Origin of the sequence: Roseovarius mucosus DSM 17069, assembly GCF_000768555.3 — a bacterium.
Classification (GTDB): domain Bacteria; phylum Pseudomonadota; class Alphaproteobacteria; order Rhodobacterales; family Rhodobacteraceae; genus Roseovarius; species Roseovarius mucosus.
The window spans coordinates 333648-358116 of sequence record NZ_KN293980.1; the positions used below are offsets into that span (position 1 = coordinate 333648).

Annotated in this window: 22 protein-coding genes and 1 pseudogene; 15 read left to right on the forward strand and 8 right to left on the reverse strand. The window is 63.5% G+C overall.

Annotated features, from left to right (window positions below; all coding sequences use genetic code 11):
* Positions 1 to 85: 85 nt before the first annotated feature.
* The 5 genes from leuS to ROSMUC_RS12800 all read left to right on the forward strand — a co-directional run bounded on the left by leuS (position 86) and on the right by ROSMUC_RS12800 (position 6425).
* Complete coding sequence (gene leuS, locus ROSMUC_RS12780; RefSeq protein WP_037274095.1) at positions 86 to 2629, forward strand: leucine--tRNA ligase; 2544 nt, start codon at positions 86 to 88, stop codon at positions 2627 to 2629.
* Complete coding sequence (lptE, locus tag ROSMUC_RS12785; protein WP_037273627.1) at positions 2616 to 3107, forward strand: LPS assembly lipoprotein LptE; 492 nt, start codon at positions 2616 to 2618, stop codon at positions 3105 to 3107. The genes leuS and lptE overlap by 14 nt, the downstream gene beginning before the upstream one ends.
* A complete protein-coding gene (gene holA, locus ROSMUC_RS12790; RefSeq protein ID WP_037273628.1) occupies positions 3104 to 4132 on the forward strand; it encodes a DNA polymerase III subunit delta in 1029 nt (342 codons plus the stop codon). The genes lptE and holA overlap by 4 nt, the downstream gene beginning before the upstream one ends.
* 601 nt (positions 4133 to 4733) lie before the next feature.
* A complete protein-coding gene (locus ROSMUC_RS12795; protein WP_102105953.1) occupies positions 4734 to 5432 on the forward strand; it encodes a hypothetical protein in 699 nt (232 codons plus the stop codon).
* Between the two features lie 405 nt (positions 5433 to 5837).
* Complete coding sequence (locus tag ROSMUC_RS12800; RefSeq protein WP_037273633.1) at positions 5838 to 6425, forward strand: glutathione S-transferase family protein; 588 nt, start codon at positions 5838 to 5840, stop codon at positions 6423 to 6425.
* On the opposite strand, the gene ROSMUC_RS12805 is transcribed toward ROSMUC_RS12800, so the two are convergent.
* Both ROSMUC_RS12805 and ROSMUC_RS12810 read right to left on the reverse strand, forming a co-directional pair.
* A complete protein-coding gene (locus ROSMUC_RS12805; RefSeq protein ID WP_037273635.1) occupies positions 6401 to 7573 on the reverse strand; it encodes a TIGR03862 family flavoprotein in 1173 nt (390 codons plus the stop codon). The two genes, ROSMUC_RS12800 and ROSMUC_RS12805, sit on opposite strands and share 25 nt — an antisense overlap.
* Complete coding sequence (locus ROSMUC_RS12810; protein ID WP_037273637.1) at positions 7570 to 8901, reverse strand: mechanosensitive ion channel family protein; 1332 nt, start codon at positions 8899 to 8901, stop codon at positions 7570 to 7572. The genes ROSMUC_RS12805 and ROSMUC_RS12810 overlap by 4 nt, the downstream gene beginning before the upstream one ends.
* Before the next feature lie 122 nt (positions 8902 to 9023).
* On the opposite strand from ROSMUC_RS12810, the gene ROSMUC_RS12815 reads away from it, so the two are divergent.
* Positions 9024 to 9269 (forward strand): HNH endonuclease, encoded by a 246-nt coding sequence (locus ROSMUC_RS12815; RefSeq protein WP_245875176.1) that lies wholly within the window; start codon positions 9024 to 9026, stop codon positions 9267 to 9269.
* A gap of 3 nt (positions 9270 to 9272) precedes the next feature.
* Here the strand turns inward: ROSMUC_RS12815 and ROSMUC_RS12820 are convergent, their stop codons facing one another.
* The 5 genes from ROSMUC_RS12820 to ROSMUC_RS12840 form a co-directional block, all read right to left on the reverse strand.
* The gene (locus ROSMUC_RS12820; protein WP_037273640.1) at positions 9273 to 10316 is read right to left on the reverse strand and encodes an aldo/keto reductase; all 1044 of its coding nucleotides are present in this window, start codon (positions 10314 to 10316) and stop codon (positions 9273 to 9275) included.
* A gap of 184 nt (positions 10317 to 10500) precedes the next feature.
* On the reverse strand, positions 10501 to 11028 hold the full coding sequence (locus ROSMUC_RS12825; RefSeq protein ID WP_037273642.1) for a DUF6505 family protein: 528 nt from the start codon (positions 11026 to 11028) through the stop codon (positions 10501 to 10503).
* The gene (locus ROSMUC_RS12830; protein WP_037273645.1) at positions 11025 to 11732 is read right to left on the reverse strand and encodes a biotin/lipoate--protein ligase family protein; all 708 of its coding nucleotides are present in this window, start codon (positions 11730 to 11732) and stop codon (positions 11025 to 11027) included. Before ROSMUC_RS12830 ends, ROSMUC_RS12825 begins: the two co-directional genes overlap by 4 nt.
* Positions 11729 to 12793, reverse strand: a complete 1065-nt coding sequence (gene apbC / locus ROSMUC_RS12835; RefSeq protein WP_037273647.1) for an iron-sulfur cluster carrier protein ApbC — start codon at positions 12791 to 12793, stop codon at positions 11729 to 11731. The genes ROSMUC_RS12830 and apbC overlap by 4 nt, the downstream gene beginning before the upstream one ends.
* 1 nt (position 12794) lies before the next feature.
* Positions 12795 to 12989, reverse strand: coding sequence for a DUF6494 family protein (locus ROSMUC_RS12840; protein WP_037273650.1), 195 nt, complete (start codon positions 12987 to 12989; stop codon positions 12795 to 12797).
* A gap of 24 nt (positions 12990 to 13013) precedes the next feature.
* Between ROSMUC_RS12840 and ROSMUC_RS12845 the strand changes: the two genes are divergently transcribed.
* Positions 13014 to 13832, forward strand: coding sequence for a hypothetical protein (locus ROSMUC_RS12845; protein WP_102105954.1), 819 nt, complete (start codon positions 13014 to 13016; stop codon positions 13830 to 13832).
* Here ROSMUC_RS12845 and ROSMUC_RS12850 read toward each other — a convergent pair.
* Positions 13826 to 15781, reverse strand: coding sequence for a 4Fe-4S binding protein (locus ROSMUC_RS12850; protein WP_037273653.1), 1956 nt, complete (start codon positions 15779 to 15781; stop codon positions 13826 to 13828). The genes ROSMUC_RS12845 and ROSMUC_RS12850 overlap by 7 nt on opposite strands.
* A 348-nt stretch (positions 15782 to 16129) precedes the next feature.
* Here ROSMUC_RS12850 and ROSMUC_RS12855 point away from each other — a divergent pair.
* The 8 genes and pseudogenes from ROSMUC_RS12855 (at position 16130) to ROSMUC_RS12890 (ending at position 24467) form a co-directional block, all read left to right on the forward strand.
* Positions 16130 to 16736: pseudogene (locus ROSMUC_RS12855) on the forward strand (DUF3305 domain-containing protein).
* The gene (locus ROSMUC_RS12860) at positions 16733 to 17350 is read left to right on the forward strand and encodes a DUF3306 domain-containing protein (protein WP_037273655.1); all 618 of its coding nucleotides are present in this window, start codon (positions 16733 to 16735) and stop codon (positions 17348 to 17350) included. The pseudogene ROSMUC_RS12855 and the gene ROSMUC_RS12860 overlap by 4 nt, the downstream one beginning before the upstream one ends.
* Complete coding sequence (locus tag ROSMUC_RS12865; RefSeq protein ID WP_037273658.1) at positions 17347 to 17976, forward strand: TorD/DmsD family molecular chaperone; 630 nt, start codon at positions 17347 to 17349, stop codon at positions 17974 to 17976. Before ROSMUC_RS12860 ends, ROSMUC_RS12865 begins: the two co-directional genes overlap by 4 nt.
* Before the next feature lie 54 nt (positions 17977 to 18030).
* Positions 18031 to 18222 (forward strand): ubiquinol-cytochrome c reductase iron-sulfur subunit N-terminal domain-containing protein, encoded by a 192-nt coding sequence (locus tag ROSMUC_RS12870; RefSeq protein WP_037273661.1) that lies wholly within the window; start codon positions 18031 to 18033, stop codon positions 18220 to 18222.
* Positions 18223 to 18321: 99 nt separating this feature from the next.
* Positions 18322 to 21207, forward strand: a complete 2886-nt coding sequence (locus ROSMUC_RS12875; protein WP_037273663.1) for a formate dehydrogenase subunit alpha — start codon at positions 18322 to 18324, stop codon at positions 21205 to 21207.
* A gap of 12 nt (positions 21208 to 21219) precedes the next feature.
* Positions 21220 to 21816 (forward strand): formate dehydrogenase FDH3 subunit beta, encoded by a 597-nt coding sequence (gene fdh3B, locus ROSMUC_RS12880; protein ID WP_008279844.1) that lies wholly within the window; start codon positions 21220 to 21222, stop codon positions 21814 to 21816.
* A gap of 126 nt (positions 21817 to 21942) precedes the next feature.
* The gene (locus ROSMUC_RS12885) at positions 21943 to 23154 is read left to right on the forward strand and encodes a formate dehydrogenase subunit gamma (protein ID WP_037274101.1); all 1212 of its coding nucleotides are present in this window, start codon (positions 21943 to 21945) and stop codon (positions 23152 to 23154) included.
* A gap of 2 nt (positions 23155 to 23156) precedes the next feature.
* The gene (locus ROSMUC_RS12890) at positions 23157 to 24467 is read left to right on the forward strand and encodes a c-type cytochrome (protein ID WP_037273666.1); all 1311 of its coding nucleotides are present in this window, start codon (positions 23157 to 23159) and stop codon (positions 24465 to 24467) included.
* Positions 24468 to 24469: the final 2 nt, after the last annotated feature.

The following is a 24469-nucleotide window of genomic DNA, read 5'->3' on the forward strand; positions in this document are numbered from 1 at the left end:
GCATTTTTGCGCGCGCCCACTGGACCCGCGCGGCCCAACCGCCTATCACCCCCTGCAACAACCCTATCAGCAAGAGGTGCGCCCCATGTCGCGCTATGCCGCCAGTGACGTCGAAAAGAGATGGCAAACCGAGTGGGACGCCGCCGGGATATTCCGGGCGCGGCGCGATGAGACGCGCCCGAAATATTACGTGCTGGAAATGTTCCCCTATCCGTCGGGGCGCATCCACATGGGCCATGTGCGTAATTACACCATGGGTGACGTGGTGGCGCGCTACAAGATCGCGACGGGGCATAACGTGTTGCACCCGATGGGCTGGGACGCCTTTGGCATGCCTGCCGAGAATGCCGCCATGGCCAGCGGCGGCCATCCCAAGGATTGGACCTATGCCAATATTGCGGATATGCGCGCGCAGATGAAGCCCTTGGGCCTGAGCATCGACTGGTCCCGTGAATTTGCCACCTGTGATCCGGAATACTACGGCCAGCAACAGGCGCTTTTCCTCGATTTTCTCGAGCACGGGCTGGTTTACCGCAAGAATGCGGTGGTGAACTGGGACCCGGTCGACATGACGGTTCTGGCCAATGAACAGGTGATCGACGGCAAGGGCTGGCGTTCGGGCGCGGAGGTGGAGCGGCGCGAGTTGACGCAGTGGTTCTTCCGCATTTCGGATCACGCCGAGGAATTGCTCGAGGCGCTGGACGGTCTTGATAACTGGCCCGCCAAGGTACGGCTGATGCAGGAAAACTGGATCGGCAAATCGCGCGGGCTGCAATTCGCCTTTGGGCTGATTGATGGGCCTGAGGGGCATGACCGGGTAGAGGTTTACACCACGCGGCCGGATACCTTGATGGGGGCGTCGTTCGTCGGGATTTCGCCGGATCATCCTCTGGCCAAGACGCTGGAGCGCGAGCGCGCCGATGTGGCGGCGTTCTGTGCCGAAGCGCGCAAGGGCGGCACCACCGCCGAGGCGATTGAGAAGGCCGAGAAGCTGGGTTTTGACACCGGGCTGCGTGTGCGCCATCCCTTTGATACTGCATGGGAATTGCCTGTCTATATCGCCAATTTCATCCTTATGGATTATGGCACGGGGGCGATTTTCGGCTGTCCGGGGCATGATCAGCGCGACCATGATTTCGCGCGCAAATATGATTTGCCCATCGTCGATACCTTTCTGCCGGTCGAGGGCGATCACGACATTCAGGCGGCCCCCTATGTGCCGCTCAAATCGGAATCCGTGCGTTACACGCGACTGGTAGCCGGGGACGAGGTGCAGACCGGCGATGCGGGGGTCAACGCCGCGATTGATTTCTGCGAGGCCAATGGCGTGGGACAGGGCGTGACCAAGTTCCGCCTGCGCGATTGGGGGTTGAGCCGCCAACGTTATTGGGGATGCCCCATTCCGGTGGTGCATTGTGATACCTGCGGTGTGGTGCCGGAGAAGAAGGAAAACCTGCCCATCCGCCTGCCGGATGACGTGAGTTTCGATGCGCCGGGCAATCCGCTGGATCGCCATCCGACATGGCGCGATTGCGCCTGCCCGCGCTGTGGCGCGCCCGCACGGCGCGAGACGGACACGATGGATACGTTCGTCGATTCAAGCTGGTATTACGCCCGCTTTACCGCGCCCCATGCCGCCACGCCCACGGATATGGCAGAGGCCGAGTATTGGATGAACGTGGACCAGTATATCGGCGGTATCGAGCACGCGATCCTGCATCTGCTCTATTCCCGCTTCTTCGCGCGGGCGATGCAGATTTGCGGCCATTTGCCCGCCAAGGCGATCGAGCCCTTCGATGCGCTCTTCACGCAGGGGATGGTGACGCATGAGATTTACCAGACCCGCGACGGGGCGGGGCGGCCGGTTTATCACCTGCCGGAAGAGGTGACAGACGGCAAACTCTCGGATGGAACGGAGGTCGAAATCATCCCCTCCGCCAAGATGTCGAAATCCAAGAAGAACGTGGTCGATCCCTCGACCATTATCGCGCAATACGGGGCCGATACCGCGCGTTGGTTTGTCTTGTCTGACAGCCCGCCCGAGCGCGATGTGGAATGGACCGCGTCGGGTGCTGAGGCCGCGCACCGGCATCTGAGCCGCGTTTGGCGCATTGCCGCCGAGATCGCGGCGAGCGACACGCCCGCCACGCCGGAAGATGACACGCTCTTGCGCGAGATGCACAAATGCATCGACGAGGTGACCAAGGGCATCGACAGCTTCGGCTTTAACGCCGCGATTGCGCGGCTCTATGCCTTTACCAACACGCTGGCCAAATCGCAGGCGGGGACGGGGGCGAAGACCACCGCCGCGTGCACACTGGCGCAGCTCATGTCGCCCATGACCCCGCATCTGGCCGAGGATATTTGGACCATGTTGGGGGGTGAGGGGCTGGTCACGACCGCACCTTGGCCTGTGGCCGATGCCGAGATGTTGATTGACGAAACGGTCATTCTGCCCATCCAGATCAACGGCAAACGCCGGGGCGAAATCAGCGTGCCCGCCGATATGCCGAAATCCGAGGTTGAAAAACTGGCGCTGGCCCACAATGCTGTGGTCAAGGCGCTGGAGGGGGCCCAGCCCAAGAAGATCATCGTCGTCCCCGGACGGATCGTCAATGTCGTGGTGTAATCGCCGGTTTCTTTTGCTGTCAGCGCTCGCCCTCGTTGCGGGATGCGGCTTTGCGCCCGCCTATGCGCCGGGCGGGGCGGGATCGGCGCTGATGGGACGGGTGGCGGTCGAGGCCCCCGATACCCGCGCGACCTATCTCTTGACGCAAGAGATCGAGACACGGTTGGGTCGGCCCGCCAATCCACGTTACGCGCTGATCCCGGTCGTCACGCTGAACACGCAGGCCATGGCGATCAACCGCAACAACGTGGCGTCGCGGTTTAACCTGTTGGGAACAGTCGCCTATAGCCTGCGCGATCTGGAGACGGGGGCGATTGTCACCTCGGGCGATGTCACAAGCTTTACCGGCTATTCCGCGACCGGCACGACAGTGGCCGTGCAGGCCGCAGAGCGCGACGCCGAGGCGCGGTTGATGGCGATTCTCGCCGATCAACTGTTGATCCGCCTTCTGGCTGCAGACCTGCCCAAGCCCGAATGAAGCTCTCGCCGCGCGATGCTGTCCGCTACTTTGCCAAGCCAGAGGCGCAGCGCACGGGCATTTTGATCTATGGTGCTGATGCGATGCGGGTGGCGCTCCGGCGTCAGGAGCTGCTGGCGGCGCTGCTTGGTCCTACGGCCGATGAAGAAATGCGCCTGAGCCGGATGCCGGCGGGCGATCTGCGCAAGGACCCCGCCGCGCTGATGGATGCGGTCAAGGCGCAGGGATTTTTTCCCGGTCCGCGCGCGGCCTTTGTCGAGGACGCCAATGACACCGCCGCCGATGCCATTCTGGCCGCGTTGGGCGATTGGCGGGAGGGCGATGCGCAGATCATCGTGACCGCAGGTGCGCTCAAGGCGACATCGCGGATTCGCAAGGCGTTCGAGGGCCATCCGAATGCCTATGCCGTCGGTATCTATGACGATCCCCCAAGCCGCGAAGAAATCGAGGCGACATTGGCCCGCGCCGGTCTGCGGGATGTGCCGGGGCCGGTCATGTCCGATCTGACGGCACTTGCGCGCGATCTCGATCCCGGCGATTTCCGTCAGACCATCGAGAAACTGGCGCTCTATAAATTGGGCGATGCCACGCCGCTGAGCGCCGCGGACATCGCCGCCTGTGCGCCTGCCTCGACCGAGGCGGACTTGGACGACATCCTCAATATCGTGGCTGAAGGACGCTCGGCCGAAATTGGCCCAGTGATGCGGCGGTTGAAGGCGCAGGGCACGCAGCCTGTCGGTCTGTGCATCGGGGCCACCCGGCATTTCCGGGCGCTTTACACTGCTGCGTCGGATCCCGGAGGCGCGGCGCAGGGCATCGCCCGGATGCGCCCGCCCATTTTCGGGCCGCGCCGCGACCGGATGCTGCGGCAGGCGCAGGGCTGGGGCGCGGAGCGGTTGCAACAGGCGCTGACGATCCTGACCGATACCGACCTCACGCTGCGCTCTGCCGGACAGCGGGCCCCCGAGATGGCGCTGGTCGAGCGGGCGCTGATCCGGTTGGCGATGCTGGCCGGGGCGCGGTGATCCGGGCGAATCTGGGTGAACAGACGGAAATTTAAGAAAATTACGGAGCGGTATCGCGGCGGCATTCCGTCGGTATTGCGTCGGTGCGGGTTTGGGGGAAGTGTAGGGTTAATTCAGCGGGCGCTGGACAGCGGGTGAAAGGCGGGGCAGGTTTCGGGACATGAGTGAGAGTGTGGATATTAAATTCACAGACAGCCTTAGAGCGTGGCTGGAGAGAAGGCCGTGTGAGGTAGCCGTCTGGATCGCATATCGTGCTGCGGCGCGGGTCCTGCCTGTTTGGTGGGATGGCGTTTTAAGTGACACGTTAGCGCGCAAACGTCGTTTGACGGCATTGCCGGTCTTGCGAAGTACCTTGATATCATCGGTTGCAGTCAAATCGCCAACCGACGCTATCAACGCAGCTATTGTCGACGCAACCCGCGCTGCTAGTACCGTCCCTGTTGACCGAGCCATTCACGCTGCCGACTCCGCTGCCCACGCAGCAAATGCAGCTGCTGCGAATAACGCGGATTTCGCCGCCGATGCCGCCGACGCGTGCGGTCTTGCTGCGCTCGCCATCTCCGCCAAGGTATCCTGGCCTGCGGTCAGAGCAGATGTGAACGTGGTTGCAGATGGTGAATTTCCCGATGCCCGCCCGCTGTGGCAAGAGGGGGCGGGGCCGCTCGCGGAGCAATGGCGCGCGATTAAGTGGCAGGTGGATCAATCCGAGGGTGCCGGGGACTGGCAATTCTGGATCGCGTGGTATGATGCCCTGTTAGAGGGTCGACCAATGTTGGCGGATGCGGGGCGCACTTGGGAGATGCTGGAAGAAATCGCGCTTATCAATCCCGAGATATGGGGCGAGGGGCCAGAGGTCGTGAACCCGGTGATCCGGGGGATTTGGGAACTACACCGTTTGCGTGCGGAGGTGGCGGCACTGCAAGCCGAAAAGGAGATGTTTCTGGCGGTGCAGGCATCTGCGGCGCATCGGGGGCACAATCAACCGCCCGAGGGGTTGGTCGATGATGCGCCAGAAGTGGCGCGGCAGATCATTATCATCTGGGATGGTTTGGACGAGGCACGCGACGAGTTGGAGCGGGACGCGCCGGACAAGGGCGTGTTGTGCGCTATCGCGGAGCGGATGTTGGCAGCGCTGAACGCAGTTGTCGCCTATTGCGGCAAAGTTGGCGACAGGATGATCATGGCGGTCGCTGCCACAATCGGCACGGGGGGAGGCGCGGCCTTGCTCGATCACTTCGTTATAAATGGCCGACTGTCCCAATTCGTCAAGGATTTGATATCATTTGGGATCGGTGGATAATTGGTGCTAGGCGACAATTCGGCCTAACAGGCTGGACGCGTTCCGAATTGGGACAATTTCCCCACGCGATGAGCCGCGTGGTGCTCGTCCGCCGGGTGGGCGCTGGCACTTGGTTGGCTGGCACTTTATGCCAGCCAAACACGTTCGCGTTTTCAGTTCAAGGAGACGTTGCAAGAGCGCCCGCCCGAGGGGGCGGGTCATGCCAGAGGCATGCCTTTGGCATGACCGCTGCGCGGCGGTGCCTGCGGCACCTTGATTCCGCGCGGGGTATCAGGGGCGACTGTGTTCGCTCTCCCCCCGAACACGAGCGCGTGATCTCCAGCCGCTTGTCGTCGTCGTCCCCGTTGCCTTGACCGGACCTTTGGGCAATGGTGCCGCAATACAAATCAAAGGGGGGAAATCGCCATGTATGATGTCATCGGTTCGCGGGCCAGTCGGGCCTTTCGTGTGCTGTGGTTGCTCGAGGAAATGGGGGTGGCGTACACTCACCTGGCCGTTGCCCCCCGCTCGCCCGAGGCGTTGGCGGCCAACCCGTCGGGCAAGATCCCGGCGCTGCGGGATGGCGATGCCGTGCTGACCGATTCCACCGCGATCATGACCTATCTTGCCGATAAGCATGGGCAGTTCACCCATGCCCCCGGCACCGTGGCACGAGCGCGTCAGGATGCATTGACGCATCAGATTCTCGATGAGATCGACGGCACCCTCTGGACGGCCGCGCGGCATAGTTTCGTGCTGCCCGAGGAGCAGCGCGTGCCGGCGGTCAAGGAGTCCCTGAAATGGGAATACGAGCGCAACGTCGCGCGGATTTCCGAGGCGCTGACTGGTCCGTATTTACAGGGTGAGACCATGACCATCGCGGATATTCTGCTCGCGCATTGCCTGATGTGGGCGGGCAAGGCGGGGTTTCCCGATTCCGGCGAAAAGCTGAATGATTACATGGCGATGATGTTCGCGCGCCCGGCCTGTCAGCGGGCTGCCGCACTCCCCTGAGCGTAAGCGGCGGCGTGCTGCCCCGCCCAAACCCCGGTGGCAAGGCAGGCGGTCAGCAGGTAGCCGCCGGTTGTCGCCTCCCAATCGAGCATTTCCCCGGCGGCGAACACGCCGGGGCGGGCGCGCAGCATGAGGCCCGCATCCAGCGCCTCGAACCGAAGCCCTCCGGCAGTTGAGATGGCCTGATCCATAGGGCGCGGTCCGGTGAGGGGCACCGGCAGGCCTTTGAGCAAGGCAGGCAGATCGCTGGCCCCTCGGCCAAATTCCATCACCAGCGCCAGTTTTACGGCATCAAGGCGGAACGCCTTGCGCAGCCGGTTTTTGAGACTGTCGCTGGTTTTGGTGCGGGCTAGGCGGTTCGTGACCTCTGGCAGCGTCAAGTCGGGCAAGAGATCGAGCATGAGAGGCGCGCCATCGCGCAAGGCTGCGCTGACCTCATAGAGGCCGCCCCCCTCAAGCCCTTGGTTGGAAATGATAAACTCCCCGCGCGAGCGCATGGTCCCGGCGTGCAGTTCCACGCCCTTGACCGGCTGGCCGAACTGCGCCGTCATATGGGATGACCACGCGATCAGAAAACCCATGTTGGCGGGGCGGAAGGGGGTGATTGTTGCGGAGTCGAGATGTGCCGCCCATGCCCCGTCCGAGCCAAGCCGCGCCCAGCTTGCACCGCCACAGGCCAACACCGTCACGGTGGGATGCAGGCACTGCACGCCCTCTGGTGCATCGAACATCGCGCCGCCGTCCCAGCCGCACCAGCGCCAACGGGTGCGAATCTCGACGCCCAAGCCGCGCAGTTCAGACAGAAAACTGCGCAGGAGCGGCGAGGCCTTCATCACGCGCGGAAAGACCCGGCCGGTTGATCCGGTGAACACCTCTTGCCCAAGGTCGCGCGCCCATGCCTGCACCGCGTCGGGGCCAAAGGCACTGAGCATCGGGCGCAGGGTGTCGGCGCGGGGGCCATAGGCGGCCAGAAAGGTCTCGAACGGTTCGACCTTGGTCAGGTTCAACCCGGATTTGCCTGCCATGAGGAACTTGCGACCGACCGAGGGCTTGGCCTCGGCCACCAGCACGCGCAACCCGACCCGAGCGAGTTCGCGCGCAGCCATGAGACCCGCAGGCCCAGCCCCGATGACGAGCGCATCGGTCATGCCGCTGGGGTTGCCGGGGCGGGCAGCCCCCGGTGATGGACCACACGTTGCGGATAGGGCATTTCGATCCCCTCGGCGCGCAGCACATTCCAGATCGCGAACAGAACGTCGGACTGATACTTTCCGGTCACGTCCTCGATCCCGTCGACCCAGTATTCGACCGAGAAATCCACGCCGCTTTCGCCAAAGGCCTTGAGTTCACATTCGGGGGCGAATTTTCCCGTGGTCTGCACCTCGGGCACGGCGGCGACGGCAGGTTCCACGAGGGCCGGAATCCGGGTGATGTCGGTGTCGTAGCTGACCGAGAAGGCGGCCTCGTAGCGGTGCCGCTTGCCCGCGTCGGAAAAGTTGACCACGCGGGAGGTAATGAAATCCTCGTTCGGCACCACGATCCAGCGGCCATCCACGGTTTCGAGAATGGCGGCGCGGGCGGTCATCTTGACGATGGTGCCTTCGGAGCCGTCATCGAGCACGACATAATCACCCACCGTGGTCTGCCCCTCCAAGAGCAGGATCACGCCCGAGACGAAATTGGCCGCGATCTGTTGCAGGCCAAGGCCGATGCCCACACCAAGCGCGCCGCCCAGAACGGCAATCGCCGTAAGGTCGATCCCCATGATCGACATCAAGAGCAGGAAGGCCGCGCCAAAGATCACGATCTGACTGGCCTTGATCGCGAGTTCACGGGTGGCGGGGCGCAATTCCTCGCGGCGCTTGATGAAATCCTCGGATTGGCTGTTGGACCAGCGCCCGAGCCAGAAGAGAAGCGCGCCAGAGACAGCACCACGGATCAGGGCAAGGGCGGAGAAGCTGATATTGCCCAGATCGACCGAAATCGCCGCAAGCCGTTCGTTGGCCAGACCGAGAAGATCAAAGAGATAGAGCAGCGCCACGGGCATGAGCACGAAGCGTCCCAGAACCCGCAAGAAGGGATCGGTCAGGATGTCGCGCACGAACAGGCGGGCGGCGAGAACCATGAACAGCCGCTTGCCGAAGGCGATGACATCGCCCGAGCCAAAGAGCGAGCGTGTCACGCTCTCGCCCATGCCGGTGAGGCCATAGGCGAGCAGCGGCATCAGAAGTGGCAGGAACATGAGGATAAAGCGCCGCGCCGAGGCTAGGATGTTGTCCTGGTCGGCGGGGGGCGTGAGCACGCGGGCGATGGTCGGGCGGATGCGACGGGTGATCATCACCGCCAAGAGCCATGCCACCACCAGAAGACCGAATTGCGACCAGGCGGCGGGGCTGAGCAGCCAGCCTTTCGCCAGATCCCAGCCCTGCATTGCATAGCCCAGTGCCTGTCTGATGATCTCTGGCTGACCGTCCATCACACACCCCTTGCCTTTTGACCCGCTCGCGTCATCCTCTTGCCCGCAGCCAGCAAAAGGATCAAGTCAAACTGTCGGAACACCCAATTTGCCCGCTTTGCCAGCGCCCGATCCCGCCCGAGGTGCGCCAGAGCCTGCATCACCTTGTGCCCAAGCTGAAAGGCGGCAAGGGTGGCCCGGTGGTGCGCCTGCACCAGATTTGCCACAACGAGATCCATGCGACGCTGACGGAGGGTGAACTGGCGCGCGATTATGCCACTGTCGAGGCTTTGCGCGCGCATCCGCGTCTGGCGAAATTCATCGCCTGGGTGGCGCAGCGGCCGCCGGGGTTTCATTCAAGATCCCCCGGCGCGCGGCGCAAGCGGTAGCGATCAATACGGCATCGGATGCGCCTTGTGGGTGGCGTCGAGATCGCTCAGCACCTCCGGGCTAAGCGTGATGTCCGCCGACCCAAGCGCCAGGTCGAGCTGAGCCATGTCGGTGGCCCCAAAGATGGCAGAGCAGAGGAAGGGGCGCGTTAGGCACCAGGCAAGCGCCATTTGCACGGGGTCGAGGCCGTGTTTCTGCGCGACCGCGTGATAGGCTGCGACGGCCTCGAACGCGCGCGGGGTCTTGCGCCCGCCCAGATCGCCGTTGATCGCCATGCGCGAGCCGGTGGGCAGCGCGCCATTCTGGTATTTGCCACTGAGCAACCCCGCCGCAAGGGGAGAAAAAGCCAGCAGGCCCACATCCTCGTTGACGCTGAGTTCCGCGAGGTCCGTGTCGTAGAGGCGGCACATGAGCGAGTATTCATTCTGGATCGAGGCGGCGCGGGGGCCGTGGCCCGCCTCGGCCAGCCTGAGCCATTGCGCCATGCCCCACGCGCTCTCGTTCGAGAGGCCGAAGGCGCGGATGGTGCCGCGCGTCACCTCGCGTTGCAGGGCCTCGAGCGTCTCCTCCATATGGGCGATTGTCTCGGCGCGGTTCTGGGCTGAGGGGTCATAGGCCCAGTTCTGGCGGAACATATAGCTGCCCCGGTTGGGCCAGTGGAATTGATAGAGGTCGATATGATCGGTCTTGAGGCGGCGCAGCGATCCCTCAATGGCCTGCGGGATGGACCCCGCCGTGATCGGCGCGCCGTCGCGGGCGTGTTTGAAGCCCTTGCCGGAATGTTTGGTGGCGAGGATCACGTCGGCCCGCCGCCCTGAGGCCGCGAACCACTCGCCGATGATTTCCTCGGTGCGGCCGGTGGTTTCGGCACTGATGGGGGTGGTGGGATACATCTCGGCGGTGTCGATGAAGTTCACGCCGCGCTCCAGCGCGCGGTCAATCTGGGCATGGCCCTCTGCCGGGGTGTTCTGAGAGCCCCATGTCATCGAGCCAAGGCAGAGCGCGCTCACCTCGATCCCGGTCCGGCCCAAGGGTCTTTTCTGCATGGTGTCTCCTGAGGTTTGGGTATTGGGATGGGGATACGGGAGGAAGGGGGGCATTGGACCTTAGTGAGGAGCCGCGCGGTGCCCGCCCGAGCGGGCGGACGGGCGCTGCGCGGCGGCACCTGCGGTGCCTTGATTCCGCGCTTGGGGGCATCCCCAAAAGCCAGTCCATTTCCCCCAAGCCCTCTCAGTGATTGTGCCCATGCCCATGCCCATGGTCATGATCGTGCCCGTGGTCGTCATCCAAGCTGCCGTGCAACGCGAATTGTTCCAGCCCCGCGTCTTGGGCCTCGATCACGCTGAAGGTTTCGCGCACGCCCGCCTCGGTCAGTTCGCGGATCACGGTGAGGAGGGTGTTGGGGGTGTGATCTTCGCAGAGGTCGGCCATTTGTGCCACTTCCTCGCGCGCGACGGGGAGGGCTGCGGCGAGGTCCGGCGCGCCGTAGATGTCGACAAAATGCTGGGCCAGCGCCTGTGTCAGGGTGGCAATCTCGGCCTCTTCGACTTGGGTCACGGCGACAAAGGTCACGCGGCCAAAGGTTTCGACCCCGAGCCAGCCATTGGCAAAGGCCTGTCGGGATTTGCCCGTGAGGTCCGCCTCGGACCAGTTGGAAAACTCGAACCCGCCCGAGATACACCATTCGCCGGTGCGCGCGGGGCTGTGGTAGACGCGCTGATCGCTCTCGTCGAAATGGATGGCGCGGGCGAGTTTCATGGCTGGGTCTCCAACAAAGTGGTGAGCGGGATGAGATGGGTGGTGTCGGGGCAGCGCAAGAGCATGCCAAAGCGGTCGTCCACGCCCTGAAACGTGCCGGTGAGGCCATTTTGCGTGACCTCTTCGCCCATGCGCCAGGCAAGGCCGCGCCATTCGGCATGGAGCGCGCGGGGGCCTGCGTCCTCCCATGTGTTGATCCAGACGAGGCTGTGACGCGCCCAGGCCTCTAACAATTCCACGGGGTCCATCTCGGCGCAGCCCTCGTCATAGAGCGTGGTCTGGTCGGGTTGGTCACCGGGACGCTCGGTGATTTGCAGGAGGGGCAGATCGAGGCCGATCACGAGCCAGTCGGGTTCGGCTTCGGGATCTGTGCCGCCTGCGGCCACGCGCAGCCGCCCGCAAGAGGCCCCGTTGAGGCGGATGCCGCCCGACCATTCCAGTTGCACCGCCACCTCGGGCGGGGCGAGCGCACCAAAGGCGTTCTGAAAGCCGACGCCGCAGGTGGGCAGCATCACCATCGCCTCGGCCAGCGGCACCTCGGGGGCGAGGACAATGGCGGCCATCAGGTGATTGGCGGTGACATTATGCACGATGAGGCCCGCGTCGCAGCCCTCAGCGGCCAGATCGCGGGCCACATCAAAGGGATGGGTCGCGCCGGTGACGGCGCGCCCCGACATCAGGGGTGGAAAGCTGGGCGCGGTCATGCCAGCCCTGCGTTGATGAGGTGGCGGGCCACCTCGCGGAAGGCCTGCGCCTGTGGGCTGTCGGGTTTCGAGACCACGATGGGCGCGCCGCCATCCGAGGCCACGCGAATGTCGAGATGGAGCGGTATTTCCGCCAAGAGCGGCACGCCCAGTTTCTCGGCCTCTGCCCGCACGCCGCCATGGCCAAAGACATGCTCTTCATGGCCGCAGTTGGAGCAGATATGCGTGCTCATGTTCTCGATCATGCCCAGCACCGGCACATGAAGCTGGTTGAACATATCAATCCCCTTGCGGGCATCGAGAAGCGCCACATCCTGCGGTGTCGAGACGATGATCGCGCCATCCACCTGCGCCTTTTGCGCCAGTGTCATCTGCACGTCACCGGTGCCGGGCGGCAGGTCCACCAAGAGCACATCGAGCGCGCCCCATTGCACCTGCATCAGCATCTGTTGCAGCGCGCCCATCAGCATCGGGCCGCGCCAGACCACGGCCTGACCTTCGTTGGTCATGAGGCCGATGGACATCATCGTCACGCCGTGATTGCGCATGGGCAGGATGGTCTTGCCATCGGGGCTGGCGGGGCGGCCCGAGACGCCCAGCATGCGCGGCTGGCTGGGGCCATAGACATCGGCATCCAAGAGGCCCACGCGCCGCCCCTCAGCGGCAAGGGCACAGGCGAGATTGGCAGAGACGGTGGATTTGCCGACCCCGCCCTTGCCAGAGGCGATGGCGATCAGGTGATTGACGCCGGGCACTTTTTCCGGCCCCTTCGGCTCTGCCTTGCGGGAGGGTTTGAGATCGGGCGGCGCCTTGGTCGAATGACCGGTCAGCACGACCGACACAGACTCCGCGCCTGAGAGCGCCTTGACCGCCGCCTCGGCGGCATCGCGCACCGGGGTATAGGCCTGCGCCTTGGCCGGGTCGATTTCCAGCACGAAGCGCACGGTGCCGCCGTCGACCGTGAGGGCGCGCATCACGCCTGCGGCCACGATGTCCGATCCGCTGACCGGATCGGTGATATTTTTGAGCGCCTCAAGGACGCTCTCTCTTGTCAATGCCACGTCAGTCCTGCCCTTTGATGATGCCGGTCACGGTATGCTCGATCTCCAGCCCCTCGACGGTCAGAACCACCTTGGCGGTGAATTCCTGTCCGGCGGTGGCCCCCTTCTTGCGCAGGCCGTCTTCGATGGCCTGTTGCGAGGTGACGCCCACCTGTTTGAGGAATTTGCGCATCGACATGTTGAAATCGTCACTCATCGGTTTCTCCCTTTGCTGATCTGAATGCTTGACGCCGATATAGGCGGTTTTCTAGGCTTGGGTATGCGCCTGTTGATGACCCTCTGCGATCGGCTGTCCCGGACCGCGATGCTGTGGCTTGCGGTGGTCCTGTTGCTGCTGCCCGGCATGGGCCGCGCCGATGACAAGCGGTTTCGCCTGAGCGCGCCCGAGGCCTTGGTGCAGAGCGGGCTCTTGCAGTATATCGTGCCGCGTTTTGCGCTCAAGGTCGGGGTGCGGGTCGAGGTGGTGGACGAGGGGACCGAGGCCGAGATCACGTTGGGCCAACACGAGGGCCGCGCGGTATTCGAAGGGGCGGGCGCAGTCTGGCGCATGGGCGTGAGCGGCACGCATCCGGGGGCGGCACGGTTTGCCGACTGGCTGACATCCGAGATCGGGCAGCGCACGGTGACAAGCTATGAGGTGGCCGGAGTGGCCCCGTTTCGCCTGCCGCAGGTTGTGGAAGAGGCCGAGGCGACGGTGGTCTTTGAGGGCGATCCCGCCGTGGGCAAGCGGGTGTCCTTGCTGCAATGTGGACGCTGTCACGTGGTGGCCCCCGAGAACCGGATGGGGGCTATCGGTTCGACCCCGTCCTTCGCCGTGTTGCGGACCTTTGCCGATTGGGATGCGCGTTTCCAGAGCTTTTTTGCGCTCAAGCCGCATCCTGCCTTTACCCAAGTGGCCGGTGTGACCCAGCCCTTTGCCCACCATCTGCCCTCGCCGATTTCGCCCATCGAGGTCACGCTCGATGAGTTGGAGGCGATCATCGCCTATGTGGCGGGGCTGGCCCCCGCCGATCTGGGCGCGCCGATCCAAGTTCAATGATCCTTGCGCTTGGTCAGGTAATCCTCGGTACGGCGCACGCGCGGCCGCTGACCCAGGGCAAAGGGATTGTCGGCCGAGTTGAACTGCGCGTTGATGCGGCAACCCTCGCACATCTGGATCATGCGCGCCGCATCTGACGTGGCAAACATCGCGTGCTTGCCCGCGAGTTTCTCGGTGATGCGCTCAATCGTGGCCTTGGAGCCAAAGAGCGTGCCGCACTCGATGCAGGCAAAGGGTTCTTCTTCGTTCAACACCACTTGGGTGAGCGCCGTGTCGTCGAGGTTCATGCGCGGCTCCAGCGTAATCGCCTTTTCCGGGCAGATCGTGGCGCAGATGCCGCATTGCAGGCAGGCATCCTCTTGAAAGCGCAATTGCGGTTTGTCCTCGTTGTCCATCAACGCGCCCGAGGGGCAAAGCGAGACGCACGACAGGCAGAGCGTGCAGGCGTCGGTATTGACCAGCACTGCGCCGTATGGTGCGGTGGCGGGAAGGGGCAGGGTGCCGCCCGAGGGATTGAGGGATTTGGCGGCGAGGCGCGCCACCTGCCTGCGGCTGCCCATGGGTAGAACCGGGGTCGCAATGGGGGCGGGTGGTGTGGCACCGTATAGCGCATCGCAGAGCGCGTCGGGGTCGCCGAGGTCAAGAAGATGCACAGTGTCCGCCCCTGACATGGCCTGTGCCAGCGGCACCTCTTGATCGAGCGCGTCGCGTTCTGTGGTGGGGGCGAGCAGGATCGCCACATCGGCAAAGCCCGAGGCGAGAGCTGCGAGGATTTCGGCATGGCCAAAGCCCGCAAGCGCCGAAACCTCCAGCGGGATCACATCGGCGGGCAACCCGCGCCCGTGGCGGGCGGCAAGGCGGATCATCTCGGCCCCGTGGGTGGCGTCATGGACCAACAGGCGAGGGGCGGTGCCGCCAGCCTTGCGATAGGCCTGCGCCAACGTTTGAATGCGGCGAAAGATCATGTCAGGCGGCGGCGAGTCATAGGTGATGGCCCCCGAGGGACAGCGTGCGGCGCAGGCCCCGCAACCCGCGCAGATCATCGGATCAATGCTGACGTGATCGCCATCCGGGCTTATCGCGCCAGTGGGGCAGATATCGAGACATTTGCTACACCCGGTCTGTTCGGCGCGGGAATGGGCGCAAATGAGCGGCTCAAGCGCCACGTAAAGCGGCTTTTCGAAGGTGCCGATCATCTGGGCGGCCTGAAAGACCGCGTCGGAGACCGCATTCAGGCTGCCGGGATCGGCGCGCAGGTAGCCTTCGCGCTTTTCCGGGGCGGGAAAGAGCGGCGTGCCGCCGCGCAGGTCAAGCAGGACGTCGCATTGCGTCTGTCCACCGTCGCGCGGCGCAGTCCAACGCAGCGCGCCGCGCCCGGCGGGATTGACTTGTTGCAGCGCGTCGATGCGCAGCTCGAACTGGCCGAGCGTGCCGCTGGCCTGCGTGATCCGGCCCCGGATCGCGTCGAAATCGCGGCTCTCGGGCGGGTCGGTCTCGTCCGTCAAAAGCACCGTGACCCCAAGGAGTGGGGCCAGTTTTTCGGCGGCAGGCAGCGCGACATCCGAGGCCCCAAGGATCAGGCACAGTCCCTCGGAAATGACATCCACGGTCTTTTGCGGCGGGCTGGGCAGGCTGGCTTCGGCCAGGAGAGCGGCCATTTTGGGTAGTTTTGAGGCCGGATCATCCGACCAACCGGCCCTGTCGCGCAGGTCGATGAGGGGGGGGCTGTCCACCTCCAGATCGGCGGCCAGATCCTCGAACATGCGGGCCTCTTGGGTGCAGCAAATAATTGCCTCGCCGGTAGCAATGGCCTTGGCTGCGGCCTCGATTTCATCGGTGCAGAGCGCACTATGCCGCCGCGAACAGCCCAAGCCGGTGGCCTTGGAGAGCCCCTCTGGGTCGAGCGTTTGGGTTGCGGAACAATCGCACAAAATCAGGTGTTTAGGCATGTTTACCCCGGTGTTTGACACGTCTGGGAAGCGGACCGCACGGGCCAGTTTGGTCAGAGATTAGGCATGATTCGAAGCCCCCGTAAACCGCTATTCGAATCGTTTCATCCGCGAGGATGGGGTGTTTGGGCGCGGATTTAAACCCGATTGATTCTATTTGTTTTCAGTGTCTTGTCATGCGGCAGTGCAGCATCGAAAAGGGCCAAGTGGACATTCTGTCCATCGGTGCCGCTTGCGCGTTTCGGGGTGGTTCAAAATGTCCGGTTCGGACTTTTTGTGGACGGTTGCACACAAAAAAGGCTTTGCGCGGTCAGGAAACCAAACCAATCTGGCACTACGCAGCAAAGGATGCACCATCGCGTGACCTATCGCCACGAACCAAAGACGCTGGACAAGCAGATGATTGTGCCTTTGGGCATTGTCGTGCGCCGCACGCCGGGCGTGACGCGCTGGGCGGCTTGGGCTTGGCGGGCGGTGGCCGTGCTGCCGGGGGGCGCCGCAGGCGGATTGGCGCGAATTGCGGCGCGATGGGGAGGCCGTGGATTTCCACGCCGCAACCGTTCTTCTCGATCTGCATCACACCCAGACAGAGGCGTATTTGCAGGGGCTTTCGGCGCGCGTGCCGTCGGTCTTTGTGATCCTGCGCAACCGGCCCAATGCAGATGCGGAACGCGCGCCCTATGAGGTGGTGCTGGTCACGGCCTCGCCATTCGAGGCGCAGGACTATGCCGACAATGGCGATGATATCGTGGAAAAGGTGCCGATGCCCGAGGGTCTGGTAGCGCTGATCCGCGATTTCGTCGAGGCGCATCATGAGGAAGAGGCGTTTCACAAGCGCCGCCGCGACAAGCAGGCCGACGGACCGGCGCAAGATGGGATCGGGGACGCGCGCATCGTTCAGCCGCGTGACGTCTTTGCCACGCCCGAACGGATGCGCCGGGGGAGGCTAAATTGAGCCGGGGTGCAGATTTCTGGTCCCGTCGCAAAGCACGGGTCGAGGCGGAGGCGCGGGAAGAGGCGCGGCTTGAGGAAGAGCGTGCGCTTGCGGCTCGTGAGGCCGAGCTTGAGGAAAAGACCGACGCCGAGTTGTGCGAGGAACTGGGTCTGCCTGATCCCGACGCGTTGCAGATGGGCGATGATTTTCGCGCCTTCATGGACAAGGCCGTGCCCGAGCGTTTGCGGCGGCGGGCGCTGCGGCGGCTCTGGGTCAGCAATCCGGTTCTGGCCAATCTCGACGGTTTGGTCGATTACGCCGAGGACTACACCGATGCCGCCATGGTGGTGCCTGATATGAAGACCGCTTATCAGGTGGGTAAGGGTATGCTGGCGCATGTGCAGGAAATGGCGCGCCAAGCCGAAGCGCTGGCCAAGGGCCCCGAAGAGGCGGAGGCGGTAGCCGAAGCCGTGGTCGAAGAACCCGACAGCGCAGAGGTTGAAGCTGAGGCCTCGCAAGAGATGGCCGTTGCCGAGGTCGAGGTCGAGACAAATACGGCGCAGGACGATACCTCGCTGCCGCCACGCCGCAGGATGCGGTTTCAATTCGATGATCAGCCCGGAGTATCCGCATGACCCAATCTGAGGCGCTCATGACCCAAGAGGCCGTCTTGCCCGAGATTGCCGCAGAGGACGCGCTGCGCGCTGATCTCTACGATTTTCTCGCGGCCATTCTGGCCCGCCCGCCGGGCGAGGCGCTGTTGGCGCAGACGGCCGCGCTGAGCGGTGATGCCACAAGATTGGGTGAGGCTGTCACCGCTCTGGCCCGCGTGGCTGGGGTGAGCAAGCCTGCCGGGGTCGAGCGCGAGTTCAACGCGCTCTTTATTGGCCTCGGTCGGGGCGAATTGCTGCCCTATGCGAGCTATTATCTTACCGGGTTTCTCAATGAGAAGCCTTTAGCCGGGTTGCGCCGCGACATGGCCGCGCGTGGCATGACCCGCGCGCAGAATGTCTATGAGCCCGAGGACAACATTGCCTCGCTCATGGAAATGATGGCGGGGATGATCCGGGGGCGCTTTGGCAAGCCCGCGACGCTGATCGAACAACAGGCGTTCTTTGGCAAGCATATCGGCCCTTGGGCCGGGCATTTTTTCACGGATTTGGAGGCTGCGAACAGTTCGGTTCTCTATGCCTCGGTCGGCGCGGTCGGTCGGGTGTTCATGGAGATCGAGGCGCAGGGCTTTCGAATGAGCGGGGCGTAAGCCCGTATCGCAACCGGCGGAGCGATCCGTCACAACGAGGGGAGGGAGACCTTCATGACCCGGAAGACCGAGGCTGGCAGCAGCCGCCGTGATTTCCTTAAACTGGCCGCCACCGGTGCGCCCGCTGTCGCGGTCGCGACCGTGGTCTCGGCTGGCGACGCGCAGGCCGCAGAGCCTGACCTGACATCGGATCGGATGCAGGACACCGCGCATACCCGCGCCTATTTCGAGAGCGCCCGCTTCTAGGACCGGACGCCCGTCAACACTGGCACGGGGCATAGTGCCCGCAATGTCAGGGACAATCGCAGTACCCAGCCCAAGAGGGCCCAGGGAGGAGAGAGAAACATGTTGAGGAAAAAGACCAACGGGGTTGCACGTCGCCCCCAGCGGACCAGTATCCTGTCCGAGGTCGCCGGAACCTCGGTTGACCGTCGCGCGTTCCTGCGCGGCAGCGGGTTGGCCATCGGTGGCCTTGCCGCGATCGGTGCCATGGGTGGCACTGTCACCCGTGCCAATGCGCAGAGCGCGGCCAGTGCGGCGGTTCAGACGGTGAAATCTGTCTGCACGCATTGCTCGGTCGGTTGCACGGTCGTGGCCGAGGTGCAGAACGGTGTCTGGACGGGGCAGGAACCCGGCTGGGACAGCCCGTTCAACCTGGGTTCGCATTGCGCCAAAGGGGCCGCCGTGCGCGAGCATGCCCATGGCGAGCGCCGCCTGAAATACCCGATGAAGAAAGAGGGTGGCGAGTGGAAGCGCATCAGCTGGGAGCAGGCGATCAACGAGATCGGCGACGGCATGATGAAGATCCGCGAAGAGAGCGGCCCGGATTCGGTCTATTGGCTGGGCTCTGCCAAGCACAATAACGAACAGGCGTATCTGTTCCGCAAGTTCGCTGCCTATTGGGGCACGAACAACGTCGACCATCAGGCGCGGATCTGTCACTCGACCACAGTGGCCGGTGTGGCGAACACATGGGGCTACGGCGCCATGACCAACAGCTACAACGACATTCACAATTCCAAGGCGATTTTCATCATTGGCGGCAACCCCGCAGAGGCGCATCCCGTGTCGCTGCTTCATGTGCTGAAAGCCAAGGAAGAGAACAACGCGCCGCTGATCGTTTGCGACCCGCGCTTTACCCGTACCGCAGCGCATGCCGACGAGTATGTGCGGTTCCGTCCGGGTTCGGACGTGGCGCTGGTCTGGGGCATCCTGTGGCACATCTTCGAGAATGGCTGGGAGGACAAGGAATTCATCCGCACCCGCGTCTGGGGCATGGACCAGATCAAGGACGAGGTGAAGAAGTGGACGCCGGAAGAGACCGAGCGCGTGACCGGCGTGCCGGGCGAGCAACTGCGCCGCGTGGCGCGCACGCTGGCCAATAGCCGTCCGGGCACAGTGATCTGGTGCATGGGTGGCACACAGCACACCAACGGCAACAACAACACCCGCGCCTATTGCATCCTGCAACTGGCATTGGGCAACATGGGCACCTCCGGTGGCGGTACCAATATCTTCCGTGGCCATGACAACGTGCAGGGCGCGACGGATCTTGGGGTTCTGGCCGATACGCTGCCCGGCTACTACGGTCTGGCGGAAGGGTCCTGGGCCCATTGGGCGCGCGTCTGGGGTGAGGATCTGGACTGGCTCAAGAGCCGGTTCTCGGATGCGTCCTATGGCGACAAGAAGATGATGAACCTCAACGGCATCACCGTGTCGCGTTGGATTGACGGTGTGCTTGAGGACAACGAGAACATGGATCAGCCCAATAATGTGCGGGCCATGGTTCTCTGGGGGCATGCGCCCAACAGCCAGACACGCGGCAAGGAAATGAAAACCGCGATGGAAAAGCTGGACATGCTGGTTGTGGTCGATCCGTTCCCGACGGTTTCTGCCGTCATGAACGACCGTACCGACGGCGTGTATCTGCTGCCTGCGACCACGCAATTCGAGACGCGCGGCTCTGTCACCGCCTCGAACAGGTCACTGCAGTGGCGTGACAAGATCATGGACCCGCTCTTTGAATCCAAGGTCGATCACGAGATCCTCGCGCTCTTTGCGCAGAAGTTCGGGTTCCATGACCGGATCTTCCGCAATATCGCGATTGAAGAAAGCGGCGAGCCCAACGTCGAAGACATCACTCGCGAGTTCAACCGCGGCATGTGGACAATCGGCTATACGGGTCAGTCCCCGGAACGGCTCAAGCTGCATATGGCGAACCAGCATACCTTTGATCGCACCACGTTGCGCGCAAAGGGTGGCCCGGCCGATGGCGATTACTACGGTCTGCCCTGGCCCTGCTGGGGAACCGCCGAGATGAACCATCCGGGCACGGCCAATCTCTATGACATGTCGCTGCCGGTTTCCAAAGGTGGTTTGACCTTCCGTGCGCGTTTCGGCGTGGAGCGGGATGGCGACAACCTTTTGGCCGAGGGTGTCTATTCGGCGGGGTCCGAAATTCAGGATGGTTATCCGGAATTCACCATGCAGATGCTGATGGACCTGGGCTGGGATGGCGATCTGACCGCAGAAGAGCGCGCCGCTATCGACGCGGTGGGCGGTCCTGCGGCCAACTGGAAGATCGACCTTTCGGGCGGGATCCAGCGGGTGGCGATCAAGCACGAATGCGCGCCCTTCGGCAATGCCAAGGCGCGGGCTGTCGTGTGGACCTTCCCTGATCCGGTTCCGTTGCACCGCGAACCGCTCTACACGAGCCGTCGTGATCTGGTGGCGGACTATCCGACCTACGAGGACCGCAAGGCTTGGCGTCTGCCGACCATGTATGCCTCGATCCAGAAGAATGACTTTTCTCAGGACTATCCGATCATCCTGACCTCTGGCCGTCTGGTCGAATATGAGGGCGGCGGCGACGAGACCCGGTCAAACCCTTGGCTGGCCGAGTTGCAGCAGGATATGTTCGTCGAGATCAACCCGCGTGACGCCAACAACATCGGCGTGCGGGATGGCGCTCAGGTCTGGGTCGAAGGCCCAGAGGGAGGCAAGGTCAAGGTCATGGCGATGGTGACAGAGCGGGTGGCGGAAGGTGTGGCCTTCATGCCCTTCCACTTTGGCGGTCATTTCGAGGGGCGCGACCTGCGCGAGAACTATCCCGCCGGGGCCGATCCCTATGTCTTGGGTGAGAGCACGAACACCGCTCAGACCTATGGCTATGACTCGGTCACGCAGATGCAGGAGACCAAGGCGACTCTCTGCAAGATCATGCCAGCGTAAGGAGGAAAGAGAATGGCAAGAGCAAAGTTTCTCTGCGACGCCGAGCGCTGCATCGAATGCAACGCCTGTGTCACGGCCTGTAAGAACGAGCACGAGGTGCCGTGGGGGATCAACCGCCGCAAGGTGGTGACGATCAACGACGGCAGCCCCGGTGAACGCTCGATCTCGGTGGCCTGCATGCATTGTTCGGATGCGCCCTGCATGGCCGTCTGCCCGGTGGATTGCTTCTATCAGAACGAGGAGGGCATCGTGTTGCACTCCAAGGATCTGTGCATCGGTTGTGGCTATTGCTTCTATGCGTGCCCGTTCGGTGCGCCGCAATTCCCGCAGGCGGGCAATTTCGGCAGCCGGGGCAAGATGGACAAGTGCACCTTCTGCGCCGGTGGTCCGGAAGAGAACCACTCGGAGGCCGAGTTCCAGAAGTACGGGCGCAACCGGATCGCTGAGGGCAAGCTGCCCATCTGCGCCGAAATGTGCTCGACCAAGGCGCTCTTGGCGGGGGATGGCGACGTGGTGTCGGCCATCTACCGCGAGCGCGTCGTGGCCCGCGGCTTTGGCTCGGGCGCTTGGGGCTGGGGTTCTGCTTACGGCCAGCAGAGCGGCGGCTGAGATCGGGGTGGGGTGACACCCACCCTACGGATCGCTGCGGGGATCACACCCGCGCAATGCACAGGGTGGGCGGCTGACAGGCCGCCCACAGCGACGTATAGACATTTTCCAGACAGGATGACCGCCATGCCCCGCATGATCATGACGCTGTTGCTTTCCTTGTTCCTTGCAGCGCCCCTGGCGGCGCAAGAAGCCACGGGGGCCGCCGGGATTGACCGCTCTGCCACAGGTGGCGCGCAGACATTGGAGGATATCCTGGCCCGGCAACGCGGCGAAGTCGTTGCCCCAAAGGGCGGCGATGCCGCCTCGGACGGGGAAGGTGCCGCTGCCATGGCCGGACAGTTGGGCACTCTGGGCGGGGCATCGGATGCCGAGGTGTGGCGCGCGCTGCGCTATGGGCTGGACGATGTAAAGGTTTCTGCCGGAGGCCCGGAAGCGCGCGTTCTCATTCAGGATGGTGGCATGACCTGGCTTGAGTTCCGCAAGGGGCCGCTGGCCACTTACGGGGCCGGGCTGTTGGGGGGCACGCTGGCGCTCTTGGCGCTGTTCTACCTGGTCCGGGGCAAAATCCGGATCGACGGGGCCAAGACAGGCCGCACCGTCACACGATTTCAAGCGGTTGAGCGGTTTGGTCATTGGCTGATGGCGGGGTCGTTCGTGGTGCTGGCGATCACGGGGCTTGTGGTGCTCTTTGGCCGGATGGTGGTGATCCCGCTCTTGGGGCACGAGGCCTTCTCGACCATCGCTGTCGCCTCGAAATGGGTGCATAACAACATCTCTTGGGCCTTCATGCTGGGGCTTGTGATGGTGTTCTTCATGTGGGTGCTGCACAATATTCCCAATCGGACGGACCTGAAATGGCTGGCTGTGGGGGGCGGAATTTTCACCAAGGGCGTGCATCCACCTGCCAAGAAATTCAACGCCGGGCAAAAGATGATCTTTTGGTCGGTGATCGTGTTTGGTGCGTCTATCTCGGCCTCGGGCCTGTCGCTGCTCTTTCCGTTCGAATTGCCGATGTTCGCCAAGACCTTTGCCATTCTCAACCAGACGGGATTGCCGCAGGCGGTGGGTTTCGGCGAGTTGCCGGTAATGCTGGCCCCACATGAGGAAATGCAACTGGCGACGCTTTGGCATTCGATCATGGCCTTTGTTCTGACGGCAATCATTCTGGCGCATATCTACATCGGCTCGGTCGGTATGGAGGGTGCGTTCGATGCCATGGGGTCGGGCGAGGTCGAAGAACAATGGGCGCGCGAGCATCATGGCCTGTGGCTCAAGGAGTTGCAGGAAAAGGGCCACGCACCCGATCCCGGCAAGGCCGCGCATCCCGCGGAGTAGTCATGGGGGCGCGTGCCTTTGGTCTCTGGCTCTGGGCGCTGGTGGGGACAAGCCCGCTGGCGGCCCAAGAGTTTACCACGCTCAAGGGACATGGTGGGCCTGTCATGGGCTTATGCGTGCTGCAGACGAGTGGCGAGGTGGTTTCGGCCAGTTTCGACAATTCCGTCGGTGTCTGGCAGGGGCGCATGCCACGCTGGTTTGAAGGGCATGCGGCCGCAGTGATCGCGGTGGCAGAGCTGGGCGAGGGGCGACTGGTGTCGGGGGGCGATGATTTCGCGCTGATCGTCTGGAACCGCGCGACCGGGCAGGGCACGCGGCGCGAAGGACACAAAGGCAAGGTTGCGGCGCTGGATGTGTCGCCGGATGGAGACTGGATCGCGTCAGCGAGTTGGGACGGGTCGATTGGCATCTGGCCTGTCGCGGGAGGGGCCGCGCGGTTTTTGACGGGCCATGACGCGGCGGTGAGCGATGTTGCGTTCAACCACGATGGCACGCTTTTGTATTCTTCCTCTGCCGATGGGACGTTGCGCGAATGGCGCTGGCAAGAGGTGGATGCCCCGCCGCGTGAATTGCTCAATCAGGGGTTTGGCATAAACCGGATTGTGCTGGGGCCTGAGGATGCGTGGCTCGCCTATGGTGCGGTCGATGGGGCGACGCGGGTGATTGACCCGGCAAGCGGTCGGCAGATTGCCGATTTCACGCTGGAGCGCCGCCCGGTGCTGTCGCTGGTTCATCACGCGGAGACCGCGCAGTTGGCCGCCGGGGATGGGCAGGGCTATATCATGGTGATCGACACGCAGGAGTGGCGGATCACCCGCGATTTTCAGGCCATGGCGCGCGGCCCGGTCTGGGCGTTGGATTTTTCACCCGACGGGCGTATGATTTACGCTGGTGGGCTAAGCGAGGTCGTCTATGGCTGGCCGGTCGAGATGCTGGGCGACTATGACCCGGCGGGTGAGACAGAGCATAGTTTCCTGCGCCCGCCCGAAGAGATGGAGAATGGCGAGCGGCAATTCATGCGCAAATGCTCGATCTGCCATGCACTGACACCGCCGCCCTCGCGCAAGGCCGGGCCAACGCTCTATGGGCTGTTTGGGCGTCAGGCGGGAACGGTGCCGGGCTATCCCTATTCCGAAATCCTCGATGGATCGGGTATCGTGTGGAATGACACAACGATTGACGCGCTCTTCGACCTTGGGCCGGATCACTATATCCCCGGCTCCAAGATGCCAATGCAACGGATCACAGCGGCAAAGGATCGGCAGGATATGATCGACTATCTGCGTCGGGCCACCGCAACAGAAGGGAACTGAGA